Annotated in this window: 13 protein-coding genes and 1 tRNA gene; 6 read left to right on the top strand and 8 right to left on the bottom strand. The window is 54.8% G+C overall.

The window, feature by feature from the left end; genetic code table 11:
- Nucleotides 1-82: 82 nt before the first annotated feature.
- Complete coding sequence (locus HZU72_RS06900) at nucleotides 83-574, bottom strand: metallophosphoesterase family protein (protein ID WP_235976013.1); 492 nt, start codon at nucleotides 572-574, stop codon at nucleotides 83-85.
- Between the two features lie 233 nt (nucleotides 575-807).
- Between HZU72_RS06900 and HZU72_RS06895 the strand changes: the two genes are divergently transcribed.
- Complete coding sequence (locus HZU72_RS06895) at nucleotides 808-1,575, top strand: class I SAM-dependent methyltransferase (protein WP_180091129.1); 768 nt, start codon at nucleotides 808-810, stop codon at nucleotides 1,573-1,575.
- A 90-nt stretch (nucleotides 1,576-1,665) separates the two neighbouring features.
- Here the strand turns inward: HZU72_RS06895 and HZU72_RS06890 are convergent, their stop codons facing one another.
- Nucleotides 1,666-3,339: a methyl-accepting chemotaxis protein gene (locus HZU72_RS06890; RefSeq protein ID WP_180091128.1), complete on the bottom strand. Its 1,674-nt coding sequence runs from the start codon at nucleotides 3,337-3,339 to the stop codon at nucleotides 1,666-1,668.
- 129 nt (nucleotides 3,340-3,468) lie between these two features.
- Entirely contained in the window at nucleotides 3,469-4,026 is a 558-nt protein-coding gene (locus HZU72_RS06885; RefSeq protein ID WP_208457988.1) for a bactofilin family protein, read from the bottom strand.
- A gap of 195 nt (nucleotides 4,027-4,221) precedes the next feature.
- On the opposite strand from HZU72_RS06885, the gene HZU72_RS06880 reads away from it, so the two are divergent.
- The gene (locus HZU72_RS06880; RefSeq protein WP_235976012.1) at nucleotides 4,222-4,788 is read left to right on the top strand and encodes a bactofilin family protein; all 567 of its coding nucleotides are present in this window, start codon (nucleotides 4,222-4,224) and stop codon (nucleotides 4,786-4,788) included.
- Nucleotides 4,789-4,803: 15 nt separating this feature from the next.
- Here HZU72_RS06880 and HZU72_RS06875 read toward each other — a convergent pair whose 3' ends face one another.
- The 5 genes from HZU72_RS06875 to hemA are packed head-to-tail and all read right to left on the bottom strand — an operon-like array spanning nucleotide 4,804 to nucleotide 9,344.
- Nucleotides 4,804-5,559 carry a HesA/MoeB/ThiF family protein gene (locus tag HZU72_RS06875; protein ID WP_180091125.1) on the bottom strand — a complete coding sequence of 252 codons (756 nt, stop codon included), beginning with the start codon at nucleotides 5,557-5,559 and terminating at the stop codon, nucleotides 4,804-4,806.
- Nucleotides 5,560-5,563: 4 nt separating this feature from the next.
- Nucleotides 5,564-6,064 (bottom strand): Lrp/AsnC ligand binding domain-containing protein, encoded by a 501-nt coding sequence (locus HZU72_RS06870; RefSeq protein WP_007113443.1) that lies wholly within the window; start codon nucleotides 6,062-6,064, stop codon nucleotides 5,564-5,566.
- Between the two features lie 33 nt (nucleotides 6,065-6,097).
- Nucleotides 6,098-6,946 (bottom strand): peptide chain release factor N(5)-glutamine methyltransferase, encoded by an 849-nt coding sequence (prmC, locus tag HZU72_RS06865; protein ID WP_180091124.1) that lies wholly within the window; start codon nucleotides 6,944-6,946, stop codon nucleotides 6,098-6,100.
- Nucleotides 6,946-8,034, bottom strand: coding sequence for a peptide chain release factor 1 (prfA, locus tag HZU72_RS06860; RefSeq protein ID WP_180091123.1), 1,089 nt, complete (start codon nucleotides 8,032-8,034; stop codon nucleotides 6,946-6,948). Before prfA ends, prmC begins: the two co-directional genes overlap by 1 nt.
- A complete protein-coding gene (hemA, locus tag HZU72_RS06855; RefSeq protein ID WP_180091122.1) occupies nucleotides 8,031-9,344 on the bottom strand; it encodes a glutamyl-tRNA reductase in 1,314 nt (437 codons plus the stop codon). Before hemA ends, prfA begins: the two co-directional genes overlap by 4 nt.
- 364 nt (nucleotides 9,345-9,708) lie before the next feature.
- Between hemA and HZU72_RS06850 the strand changes: the two genes are divergently transcribed.
- The 4 genes from HZU72_RS06850 (at nucleotide 9,709) to HZU72_RS06835 (ending at nucleotide 13,237) form a co-directional block, all read left to right on the top strand.
- Nucleotides 9,709-11,472, top strand: a complete 1,764-nt coding sequence (locus tag HZU72_RS06850; RefSeq protein WP_235976011.1) for a tetratricopeptide repeat protein — start codon at nucleotides 9,709-9,711, stop codon at nucleotides 11,470-11,472.
- Nucleotides 11,473-11,581: 109 nt separating this feature from the next.
- A complete protein-coding gene (gene lolB / locus HZU72_RS06845; RefSeq protein ID WP_180091120.1) occupies nucleotides 11,582-12,244 on the top strand; it encodes a lipoprotein insertase outer membrane protein LolB in 663 nt (220 codons plus the stop codon).
- A 14-nt stretch (nucleotides 12,245-12,258) separates the two neighbouring features.
- Nucleotides 12,259-13,113 carry a 4-(cytidine 5'-diphospho)-2-C-methyl-D-erythritol kinase gene (ispE, locus tag HZU72_RS06840; protein ID WP_180091119.1) on the top strand — a complete coding sequence of 285 codons (855 nt, stop codon included), beginning with the start codon at nucleotides 12,259-12,261 and terminating at the stop codon, nucleotides 13,111-13,113.
- Between the two features lie 49 nt (nucleotides 13,114-13,162).
- Nucleotides 13,163-13,237 (top strand) — tRNA-Gln (locus HZU72_RS06835).
- Nucleotides 13,238-13,268: the final 31 nt, after the last annotated feature.

Raw genomic sequence — 13,268 nt, 5'->3', positions numbered from 1 at the left:
ATAATGCTTATCTAAAACAACTGACTAATAGGGTAACAGATTTGTACAATATGACAGGGTTGGCGGATGGCTTGAAAAATGGCTATAGCAAGTACATGATCGCGCCTCGCACGCCACATTGATCTATCCATAATTTGCCTAGAGTAATCGGTAGTTTGAATCTCCTCTTTCCCGCCGCACCTGGATTAAAAAGCAGCATTCCCTCCTGGTATTCATTACGGGGCTTATGGGAGTGGCCATGCAGAAGTGCATCGCAAGCCATCTTCGGGTCGTAATCCTCTAAGCGGTGAACAAGGTGCAGGTGTTTCCCGTTCACAATGATGTCCTGATGTATCGGTAAACCCGTCGCCCACGCCGCCGTATCGATATTGCCCTTAACGCAATGCACCGGCGCCAGTGTCTCCAAATGTTGCAAAATCGTTTTATCTGCCTCTTTGCTACCTACATCCCCCAAGTGAAGAATGAGCTCGCACCCCTGCAGCAGAAAAAGTGCCTCATCACGCAGCAAACCGTGGGTATCGGCAATCACTCCAACGGGAGAATTAACCCTATAGCAAGGCATAGAAAGGCTCATTAACAACCTCTTCCAGCGGTTAAATGGTGTCATTCTAGCTTTTTTTACTAGAACGCTATTAAAAGTTGCTTATCAAGGCCGATATCTAAGTTATCAAATAGGTAGTGATGGCGGGTCATTTATTATGATTTTCATTGTCTATCTAATAAGTTAGGCACCAGCAAGCTATACTGATATAGCTATACATTGATAACTGAATTTTGATGGAATAATAACGACGCCAGGAAGCCGATATGACCCATACCCCTCAAAATGCACCCGGGCAAGAGTGGAATGCCAGCGACTACGCCCAGAATGCTAATTTTGTACCTAAGCTAGGCAGCGAAATGGTCAAACTGTTAGCGCCTCAACCCGGCGAACGTATTTTGGATCTTGGCTGCGGCGACGGCTCTTTGACAGAGCGCCTTGTGCAACTGGGCGCTAACGTTCTCGGTGTTGACGCTTCAGAAGAGATGGTAAATGCCGCCCGCCAACGGGGCATTACCGCTCGCGTCGTTGATGGCCACCAACTGCCCTTCGACCATGAGTTTGATGCGGTATTTAGCAATGCGGCGCTCCACTGGATGCTTGACCCTCAGTCGGTACTCGCAGGCGTTAAGCGCTCATTGAAACCGGGAGGTCGGTTTGTGGCCGAGTTTGGTGGTCATGGCAACGTCGCCGCTATTTGCACCGCGCTGATTGCCGCCCTCCAGTTTCGGGGCATTAGCGCTCGTGGCCGTCATCCGTGGTATTTCCCAACCACCCATGAATATGGCCATCTGCTGGAAACAGTCGGTTTCAAAGTAGAAAGCATTGAGCTGATCCCACGCCCGACTACGCTACCCACCGGTATGATTGGATGGCTTGAAACGTTTGCCAGCCCGTTCTTACATGGGCTCGACGAGGATGTACGCGATGCCGTGCTTGAGAATACCTTGACGCTACTGGGCCACAGCCTGCGCGATGAGCAAGGAAACTGGACGGCAGATTATGTGCGTCTGCGTGTTTCCGCTCGCGCGTAAGCGATAGCTGTCTCTGAGGTGTTCTGAGATGTAAAAGAAGCTGCCGATGGTAAGTACGCTTAACATCGGCAGCTTTTTGTTGATTAAGACCTAGAACTCATCCCATTCATCGACGGCCTCTTTTTTACTTTGCGTCGACTGCTGGCGTGGCGCTGGCTCAATGTGGCCGTCATGCTGATGAGAAGCGCCCTTATGCGTCAGCACAACAGCGCTGGCAGCACTCTCATCAATGCGGAAGGTAGCCATCAAGTCGGCCAGCTCGCGGGCCTGCCCCTCTAGAGCGCTAGCCGCCGAACTGGTTTGTTGCACCAGCGCAGCGTTTTGCTGGGTGACCGAATCCATTTCGGTAAGGGCAGCATTAATCTGCTCAATGCCACTATTCTGCTCCCGAGTCGCGGTCGATATTTCGCCCATCAGAGTGGTGACTTGGCGAATCGCATCTACTGTTTGATAAATCGTCTGTCCACTGCGCTCCGCTTGTTCAGCGCCGCCGTTAATCTTCGTGGTGGTCTGCTCGATCAGGCTACGAATCTCTTTGGCCGAGTCAGCACTTCGCGTCGCTAGTGAGCGAACTTCGCTGGCCACCACGGCAAATCCACGACCTTGTTCACCTGCACGCGCTGCTTCAACCGACGCATTGAGCGCTAATATATTGGTTTGGAAGGCAATAGAGTCAATCACGCCGATGATATCGTTTACTTGGTTCGCACTGGCCGCAATCTCACGCATGAGTTGCACAGTGCGCTCCACCTCTTCACCACCTGTCTCCGCCGACTGTGACGCCGCCACCGAGAGCTGATCCGCTTCTTCGGCCGTTTCAGCATTTTTGCTTACCGTCGTCGACATCTCCTCCATACTGGAAGCGGTTTGCTGAAGTGCGGAGGCCTGCTGTTCGGTTCGTGAAGAGAGATCCTGGCTTCCCGCAGAGATATCACCCGCCCCGCTGAAAACCTGTTCGCTACTGCCTCTCAAGGCTATCACCAGCTGTTTTAACTTCTCCTGCATGGCCGCCAAGCCACCGAACAACTGACCAATTTCATTACGGCCCCGATCTTCAATTTGACCTGTCAGATCGCCATCGGCAATCCGTGCAAAGTGCTCACTGGCTCGCCGAAGGGGCCTCACAACGCTACGCATCATTGCCCATCTAATGACCACCACGGCCACCAGTGAAATCACTAAAAGGGTAATCGCAATGACGCCAATAGTCGTCGCCAAGCGATTGACCTGCTGGAGGACGCTAGCGCCACGCTCTTCGGTATAAGCAATAAAACCGCTCATGGCCAGATCCAGCTCGGCGCTTAATATTCCCAGTTCCTCTTGCCTGCGCTGGATTTGGAAAGGGGCGGCCTCGAGCAGCGGCGAAATACCCTCTGTCACAAAGGCGTTGTAAGCGCTGATAATCGCATCACGGTGGGGTGCAAGTGTGCCTTCAGGATTGATTGGCACTGCACTAAACTCATTAAAACGTGCCTCTGCCTCAGCGACCGCCTCTGCCGCCATGGCAAGGCTCTCCTGCCCCTTTTCTGGATTACCCTGGGTGCTAAAACTTGCCGAGCGGTCTAAAAACGTTTGTGCTCTGAGCGCATTGACTTGCGTGCGGTTGGCTAAATTCGTAAGTCGCACGTTGGTAGCCGTCAACTCTTCAAGCGCTTGAGAGCTATTATGATTAGCAAAAAATCCAAGCCCACTGATCAACCCAATCATAAGCACCAGCAAGGCTAACGCAGCAGTCAGGCTCCATTTAATAGAGAGGTGCTTCATCCCGTTGATCCCTTTTTCGTTTATAAGTCATTTAATTAGGTATCGGCCAGGTTAAAACCAACTGAAGCACTGCAGAGCGAATCTAGACGTTGGTATAATAAATAGCGTGACAGATGCAGCAGCTAGCGGTTAAGACGCCATGGCAATTTTGTGTAGTTTGACCCTATTAGCCACATCCACCTGGAGCCAAGCCCCCGCCATGCACTCTAGGTTAGGCGCCTCGACTACCCCCTGAATACGCGCCCGTGACAGCAGTGTGGCTTTAGTGTTGGCTTTAAGCGTACCGACCATTCTTCCGTCAATATCGACAGTGTTGCCTTCAAGATACGATGCGACGTGGCCAGAGGCAGTCACAGAGACAGGATGATTAGGTGCAATGAGAGTACCCTCCAAACGGCCCTTAATGAGCACAGGTTCATCGGCGATCACTCTGCCTAAAATATGAGTGGCTGACCCAATTCGGCTGCCACCTGACATGCACTGGATGGCGGGAGACGTCGCAGCGGAGGCTTCTTCAGGTGGCATCATAGCTTCAAAGGGGAGTTCTGCGATGGGAGCGGTATCCACTGTGTGTGGTCTCCCTGCGGCGCTTAAAGAGCGCTGTTTTAGCTTATGGCGCTTGCCATCCCATACGATCAGCGTCATTACTCCAACGCCCATCACAATAAACCATACTTGAATGCCCATACCGCTTCCTGCCGCTTTAGATGTGGTTGCCCCAGCTAACGTTATACTCGCTCTTTTATATTGCGGCGGCGTGAATAAGCCCACTCACTTGGCTTAACTCCAGGCTTTGAGATAGCAACAAGCCGATTAAGGTATTTAATGCCCAATACCACGCACCCCAAAGGCGCTCTGGCGTCATTCACTAGGAGCCACCCTATGTTTAACAAAGCCAAGAATGCCTCACCTGAGAATAAGGCTGCGACGCTAACGCCACCTGATACACGTTCATCAACAACGCCAGGCACGCCAACCAGCAGTGCGCGACCAAGCCTCTCCGTTATTGGGGGCCATACGCAAGTGGAGGGAGACATTAATAGTGATGAGGATTTGACGGTAGAGGGACGCGTAAGCGGCATTATCACCTGCAAACAACACACCGTCACCCTGGGTGCCAATGGCTATATCAACGGCGATGTATTTGCTCACACACTGCATATATCAGGCGAGGTAACCGGCAACTTGATGGCACACCACCGCGCAACGATACATAAGGGCGCCCAGGTCTCAGGCACTATTGTTGCCCCCTGCCTGGTACTGGAAGATGGCAGCGTTTTCCACGGCAGTATCGATATGAACCCCGACAACGATGTGCTGAAAAGTGCCTTTAGCGACGCCATCGACAGCATGACTAAAACCTCGCCAAAAGCAACCGTCGAAAAGCATTCAACCACGAGTGCGAATGCCGCAGAGCATGACACAGCAGAAGCAAAAGCTAACGATTAAGTCGCTTTCAGCACGTCAGAGGCGCTGAGCGCACACAGGGCAAGCGGGATCGCGAGGCACTAGAAAGTGCCGCCATTGGCCGCTTAAACCATCAAAGGTAGAGAGCCCCTGGTGGGCAGAACCTGCGCCACTAAGCATCTTAAATGCCTCAACCGCCTGAAAGCAGCCGATCAAGCCCACCAGTGGCGCCATGACGCCACTTTCTGAGCAGCTTAACGCTTCATCACCACTTTCGTCGGGCGGATAGAGGCAGGCGTAGCAGGGACACTCGGCATTGCGCGGGTCAAAGACTGCCAACTGACCTGAAAAGCGAATTGCCGCACCCGATACCAGCGGCACACCAGCTTTTTGGGACGCCGCATTCACCGCATAGCGGCTTGAGAAACGATCGGTACAGTCAAGCACCACATCCGCCGAAGCGACTAACCGCTCAAGCGATTCGCCCTCAACATGTTGGTCTAACGCAACCACTTGGCAGTGGGGATTGAGTGCGCACATGCTGGCCTGGGCAGAGTGCGCTTTATTTAAACCAATACTGGACTGCTGATGGGCAATTTGCCGTTGAAGATTGGAAAGTTCGACATGGTCGGCATCGGCGATAGTGATGCGCCCTACCCCAGCAGCAGCTAAATAGAGCGCTGCCGGAGAGCCCAAACCGCCGGCCCCAATAATCACTGCATGGGCAGATTGGAGGCGCTCTTGGCCCTCGAAATCCACCTCGGGCAGCATGATTTGACGGCTATAGCGCAGTAGCGCCTGGTCATCCATCATCGGCTTACTTATCCTCAAATTCCTCAAAGGCAGGAATGTGTAAATTGAAGCTCTCTTTTACCTCTTCCATCACCACGTAGCTTTTCGACTCTTTCACGCCCGGTAGCGTTAACACCACATCGCCCAGTAGCTGGCGGTAAGCGGCCATTTCGGGAATACGGCACTTCAAAATGTAGTCGAACTGACCCGAGACAAGGTGGCACTCCTGAATCTGCGGCAACTTCTCCACAGCACGGCGAAACTCATCAAAGACCGCTGGCGATTGCGTTTCTAAGCTGATCTCGACAAAAACTAATAAATTGGCCTTCAAAGCCCGCGGGTCAAGAATGGCTTGGTAACCACGAATAATACCCGCTTTCTCCAGACGCTTAACGCGTTCAAGGCAAGGGGTTGTGGATAAGCCCACTTCCGAAGCTAAATCGACATAAGAAATACGCGCATTTTCCTGCAAGCAGCGTAGGATTTTAAGGTCGATACGGTCCAGCGTTCTATTTTTTGGTTTCATGGCAGGATCCAATACTGATGAATCAGGCAGTTATTAAAGGTGCCCCAGGGTAACCCGTTCATGCCCCCCCAGGTCACGAGCACTTTCAACGTTTTTATAGCCAGCGCGCTCAAGCGCCTCACGCACCATTTCGGCCTGTTTATAGCCGTGCTCTAGTAGCAACCAACCTGAAGCCGCTAGATAGCGCTGCGCGGCGTTTACCAAATGCAGCAAATCCCCCATGCCGCAGGCACTAGCAATCAGCGCTGAGCGTGGCTCAAAACGCACATCGCCTTCGGCTAGATGAGGATCATCGGCGGCAATATACGGGGGATTACTGACGATAATATCGAACTGCTTATCTGCATCCGCACTCGTTTCCAAAGCAGCAAACCAATCACTCTGTAAAAACCTAGCATTAGATATGCCTAACGAGCACGCGTTACGGTTTGCCAACACGACCGCCTCAAAGCGCAGATCCACACCCACTACTTGCCAGTTAGGTTGTTCGCTGGCAAATGCCAGGGCAATGGCACCAGTCCCCGTGCCAAGATCGAGCAGCCGGCCTGAGGGTAGCGTCGCCCGCTTTAGGGCAAGCTCAACAAGAGTTTCAGTATCAGGCCGGGGTATCAACGTATCAGGTGAGGTGGCTAAGCGCAGCCCCCAAAATTCGCGTTCGCCGGTAAGGTAAGCAACCGGAGTGCCCTGGACACGTGCAGCGATGAGTGCGTCGAAACGGGCCTGCTCCCATAAGGGGCATATTTTGTCTCCCCAGGTGTAGAGCCAAGTGCGATCACGCCCAAGCACGTGGCATAACAGCACTTCAGCGTCGATACGCGGCGAGCTGGAACCCGCCACCTGCAAGCGTTGGACAGCCTGTTTCATCAGCGCATCAAGGGTCATTAGACATCCTGAAGGGCTGAGAGCTGTTCCGCTTGATACTCGTGAATCAACGGGCTAATCACGTCATCCAGCTGTTCGCCGCTAACCACTTCGTTGAGTTTATAGAGGGTCAGATTAATGCGGTGATCAGTGATTCTGCCCTGAGGAAAGTTATAAGTGCGGATGCGCTCACTGCGATCCCCAGAGCCCACTAGCGAACGGCGTGCATCCGCTTGCGTCTGACGCTGGCTATCGACGGCATTCCGCTTCAACTTCGCGGCCAGTAGCGACATCGCTTTGGCACGGTTTTTATGCTGGCTGCGCTCTTCCTGACACTCCACCACCACGCCGGTCGGCAGGTGAGTAATGCGGATCGCAGAGTCCGTGGTATTAACGTGCTGACCACCGGCACCACTGGAGCGGTAAGTGTCCACGCGCAGATCCGATGGGTTAATATCGATATCGCCTACGTCATCGACTTCAGGCATCACCGCTACGGTGCAAGCAGAGGTGTGAATGCGGCCCTGGGATTCGGTCGCGGGGACGCGCTGTACCCGGTGGGCGCCGGATTCAAATTTTAATTGGGCATAAACACCGTCGCCTTTGACGCGGGAAATGATCTCTTTGTAGCCGCCCTGCTCGCCGTGACTGGCGCTCACCACTTCGACCCGCCAACCGCGCTTTTCGGCATAGCGGGAGTACATGCGAAACAGGTCACCGGCAAAAATTGCCGCCTCGTCGCCACCGGTACCAGCACGCACTTCAAGAAACACCCCACGGCCATCATCGGGGTCTTTAGGCACCAGCAGGCGCTTCAGCTCGATATCCAGCTCGACTAACCGCTCCCGCCCTTCGCTTAGCTCCATCTCCGCCAACTCGCGCATGTCAGCGTCGCTATCGCGGCTAAGCTGCTCGGCTTCGTGCATATTGGTTTCAATATCACGATAGCGCTGCCAGGCCGCCACCAGCTCTTCTAACTCGGCATACTCACGCGAATAATCGCGAAAACGTTGCTGGTTATTGATCACGTCGGGATCCGACAGCAGCATCGCCAGCTCTTCAAAGCGTTCGGTAAAGCTGTCTAAGCGTTGGCGCAGAGTCTCTTTCATGCGGGCGTATCATCCTTCTGGCGGTTAACCGGGGGCGCTGGGGTAGTCTCAAAGGCTGGCTTAGTGGGCAACAGCAGACGCGGAGCGGCGTTGAGCAAATCGTGGTGCTCTTCAGACGCAGCATCGCGGATGGCCTGGGTGGGCTGGTGGAGCAAACGGTTAGTCAATTGATGCGCCAAGCGCTCAATGACTTTAGCGGGATCTTCACCTCGAGCCAGCCGCTCCAACGCTTGGTCGCGGGAAAGATCGCGCAGCGCTTCACCATGCTGGCGGTAGTCGCGGATCAGTTCACCACCATTACGAATACGCCGCTCATGCTGCCAACTACCCACCCCGTGTTCGATCAGCGACTCGGCTTGGTCAGCGGCAACCTGGCGGTGACGGCGATTTTCCTGGATGACCTCTTCCAGATCATCCACGGTGTAAAGAAACACATCCGCTAATTCGCCCACTTCGGGCTCAATATCCCGAGGCACCGCGATATCGACCATAAATACCGGCCGATGGCGGCGTTTTTTGAGCGCGCGCTCGACCATGCCTTTACCAAGTATAGGCAGCGGGGACGCGGTGGAAGAGATCACAATATCGGCGTTCTCGAGAGCGTCAGGAATCTCTTGCAGGGTAATCGCCGTTCCTCCCAGAGGGCCAGCGACCAACTCAGCACGTTCGCGTGTGCGGTTAGCAACCGTAAGCTCTCGGACCCCCGCCTCATGTAGATGTCTCGCCACTAATTCAATAGTTTCACCAGCGCCGATTAGCAACGCCCGTGAACGGCTGAAGTCATCAAAAATCCGGCTGGCCATGCTAACGGCAGCGTAAGCCACTGAAACGGGGTTTTTACCGATGCCGGTTTCGGTGCGCACCTGCTTGGCCACCGCAAAGGTGTGCTGGAACAAGCGTTCAAGTTCGCCACCCAAGCCCTTGGATTGGCGCGCTTGCTGATAGGCATCCTTCAACTGGCCCAGAATCTGCGGCTCGCCCAACACCATGGAATCCAGGCCAACCGCTACACGCATTAAATGGCGCGCTGCATCGTTGTCTAGATAGTGGTAGGCACAGCGCATCAGCTCATCGACGCGTAAGTTATGAAAGCGTCCGAGCCAATTGAGTACTGCCTGCTCGCCAGCCGCATCCGTGACACAGTAAAGCTCCGTGCGGTTGCAGGTAGAGAGCACCGCCGCTTCACTGATTTGTGGCAGGTTACGCAATTCAGCCAATGCGGTTTCAAGCTGCGTTGGCGTAAAAGCCACCTGCTCACGCACGGCCACGCTGGCGGTACGATGATTTATTCCCAGGGCAAGAAGCGTCATGCGTTATGCGTCTTCGCTAGTGTGTCGGACTTTTTGGCAGCCGTCGTGATGATAAGCGGCTGCACCGTCAATTAGGGCTTGCTAAAACAAGTCTTTAACGTGGTTCGCCGCTACCTACAAACATCTGTAAGCTGCCTACAATAGTCTTTAATAAGTAGGCATAAAGTTTGCTGACCACTTTTTCAAGGAGGAACATTCTATCACAGCAGGCTATCATCTGGCCCACACCACTTTGCCGCAGGCAGGCAAGCCGCTATGCTGGGCATCTGGCCACTTAATCGAGAGACGCATGCGACCTCGCTTTTCTTTATCGGGCCCTGGTTTAAAGGGCTTTACTTGTTCGGGCTTCTCACTAGTGAGCGCTATGTTCCGGCATTCGATGCGATTACCTTTGGCCGCTTCTGCTGCTCTGCTGCTGAGCGCCTGCCAATCTACGCCCAGCCCTCAGGATAGCCACCTCGGCACCTGGGCCGATGACCCAATGCGCAATGCGCCGCCCATTACCCGCGGGCTGGATGCCGCGGGGCTCAGCACGCTGCTTGGCGCTGAGCTTGCTGGCCAGCGTGGTGACTATCGCTACGCGAGCCAGGGCTACCTGGAAGCGGCTAAGCGCTATCGCGAGCCAGCGCTTGCCGAGCGTGCCACCTTCGCGGCCCGCTTTGGCGATGAAGCTGAATTAATCGAAGCCTCGGCACTTCGCTGGCGAGAACTTGCCCCCCAGGCAGAAGCACCCAATCGTCTGCTGGCGGCCTTTTCACTGCAGCGTGGTGATTGGCTCGACAGCCTTGAGCAGCGCATTGCTATTGTTGAAGCTGGCGGCCATGGCGATATCACCGCCTTTGCAGAGATCGCGGTGACTGAAGAGGCACCATTAACGTTGATCGCCCAGCAACTGCGTGAACATTTAGCCCGCCCAAACGCTGACCAACTGCCTCATCACAGCGATGTACTGCTGGGCACGGCCTTGATTGAGGCCGCCCTGGGTGATACTACGCTTGCCCAGCGACGGCTTGATCAAGTCGAGCTGCTCGACCCCGAATCCGCTGCGTTATGGTTGGTTAAAGCTCGCTTGGCACTGGAGGTCGAGGATTACCCGACCGCTCAACGCGCTGCCCAGCAGGGCCTTGAACTCGCCCCTGACGATGTGCGATTTATCCTGCTACTGGCTCAAGCAGAAATCCGCCTTAACAATATTAGCTCGGCTGAAGTGCAAACCAACGCTCTGCTAGAGAGCCATGCAGGCAATGAGGATCTGCGCTTATCGCTAGCCCAGCTCTATCTGGAAGAGGGGCACCCCGAACCCGCGCAGCGCTTGCTGCAGCCGCTGATTGGCCAACCTAACGTGCCGGATTTAGCCTATTACCTACTTGGCGCCATCACCCAAGTGCAAGGCGATACCGATAATGCACTGCTCTATTATCGCCAAGTCAGCGAGGGCAGTGAATTTTTGCCCGCTCGCGCGGCTGCCGCGCAAATGCTGATTGAGGAAGATCGCCTGCTGGATGCTCGCGCCTTTCTACGCATTGAGCGGATGCGCTTTGATAATTACTTTACTGAATTGGTGATGCTCGAAGTCCAGTTGCTGGACGAAATAAATCAGCCTGCGGACGCTAATGCGCTATTAGACCGCGAAATTAGCCGTACACCTGATGACGCATCGTTGCTTTATATGCGTGCCATGCGGCGTTGGGAAGCAGGCGACATCGCGGGCATGGAACAGGATTTACGTCAGATACTGCGCACCGACCCAGACAATGCCGAAGCGCTCAATGCCCTAGGCTACACACTAGCCGACCTTAACTTGCCTGGGCGTTTACAAGAGGCTTTTGAGCTGATTGAGCGTGCCTACGAGGCTGATCCGGACAACCCTGCCGTGCTCGATAGCATGGGCTGGGTCTACTTCCGCCTTGGCAAACCTGAAGAAGCGCTGCCCTGGCTTGAAAGCGCCTATATGCAGCTACCTGACCAGGAAGTCGCTGCGCATCTGGCCGAGGTGCTAACTGCGCTGGGGCGTGATGAAGAAGCGCGCCAGTTGATCCAGCAAATCATGCAGCGGACGAACCAACACCCACTGATCGACGGGCTACTTGAGCGTTATCCTGAGCTAAGCCCTGAGCTCAGTCCTTAAATAAGCCCTGAACTAACGCCGCCAGAGGCACCCTAACCCTGCGAACCCCATTTTAAGCGCACTCATCATGTTACCCTTGCGCTATAACCACCTGACATGGAGCCTGTTTATGTTGACACTGACGTCCCCCTCGCCCCGCTGGCCATTAACACGTCACACTTCGCGCCTCTGGCTTGCCAGCTTCGCGCTTCTCTTGCTCGCCGGGTGTGCCTCCCAGGCCCCCATGGATGAAAGTGGCCGCCAGGCAGGTCAGTGGGAACGCCAGCAGGCCGATGTAGAAGCATTCGATACCTGGACGCTGGTCGGCAAAGCGGGATTGCGCACTCCAGAAGAGAACGTCAGCGCCAACCTGGACTGGAATCAAACCCCCTACTATTTCCGTATGCTGATCAGCGGGCCCTTTGGCGGCGGACGCAACGTGCTCGAGGGTCGCGAGGGACGTTTCTCCCTCTCCAATAGCGACGGCCGCTTTGAGGCAGAAACCCCAGAAGCGCTTATGGAAGAGCAGTTGGGCTGGTCACTCCCCGTCACCGCTATGCCCAACTGGGTGCGCGGCCTGCCCGGCGATCCTGATAATGACAATACCGGCAGTTATCAGCTAGAAACCGACGAACTGGGCTTTCCTAGCCACCTTACCCAAGACGGCTGGGAAATCGACTACCGCGACTGGGAGAAAGTCGACGATTTATGGCTGCCACGGCGCATGGTCATGAACTACGATGATGTGCGTATTACGCTGGTCGTCAACCAGTGGCAAGCTAGCGAAGAGTAAGGGTAACCGTTTCAATGAACGCGCCATTAACGCTTCCCGCGCCGGCCAAGCTTAACCGCATGCTGCATATAGTGGGCCGTCGTGAAGACGGCTACCACGCACTGCAAACGCTATTTCAGTTTATCGACCTGTGCGACCACCTTACGTTGGCTCCCCGCGATGACGGGAAAATTCAGTTAACCAGTGAGGTTAGCGGCGTTAGCCACGATGACAATTTGATCGTACGCGCCGCACGGTTATTACAACAGCATAGCGGCACGGCACTAGGCGCTACGCTTACAATCGATAAGCAGTTGCCGATGGGAGGCGGTTTAGGGGGGGGCAGTTCCAACGCGGCCACCGCATTAGTGGGGCTCAACCACCTCTGGCAGCTCAATCTACCGCTAGTCGAACTAGCTCGCCTGGGGCTTCAACTGGGGGCTGATGTGCCGGTATTCGTACATGGTCATAGTGCCTGGGGCGAAGGCGTTGGCGAACGGCTTACCCCGGTGACGCTTGATACCCCTTGGTTTGTGATTATTCACCCCGGTATTAGCGTGTCTACGCCGGGCGTCTTCCAAGACCCGCAATTGACACGTGACAGCCGCCCCATTACTATGGCGCGCGCACTGCAGGGGGGAGCGCCGGAGTGGCGCAATGACTGTGAAGCCGTGGTAAAGGAACGCTATCCGCCAATTGCGGAAGCCCTGAACTGGCTTGCGCAGCACGCACCTAGTCGGTTGACCGGCACGGGGGCTTGTCTGTTTGCTGCTTTCGATACACAGCAATCGGCACAAGCCATCGCGCAATTAGCGGGACAACATTGGTCGACATGGGTAGCACGCGGACTCAACACCTCTCCCCTACATGATGCTCTGGGCTATTTATAGTTCCGCTCTGGGCAGCTAAAAGCGCCCGGTCAGTGCGTTAGGTTATTGCTGGGGTATCGCCAAGTGGTAAGGCACCGGTTTTTGGTATCGGCATTCCCAGGTTCGAATCCTGGTACCCCAGCCAACCCAACAATGGCCTGCGTTTTTTCCCCTGA

Source organism: Vreelandella sedimenti (genome assembly GCF_013416325.1).
GTDB lineage: Bacteria > Pseudomonadota > Gammaproteobacteria > Pseudomonadales > Halomonadaceae > Vreelandella > Vreelandella sedimenti.
Note: the sequence above shows the minus strand (reverse complement) of the source record. Positions and strands in the feature narration are given on the sequence as shown.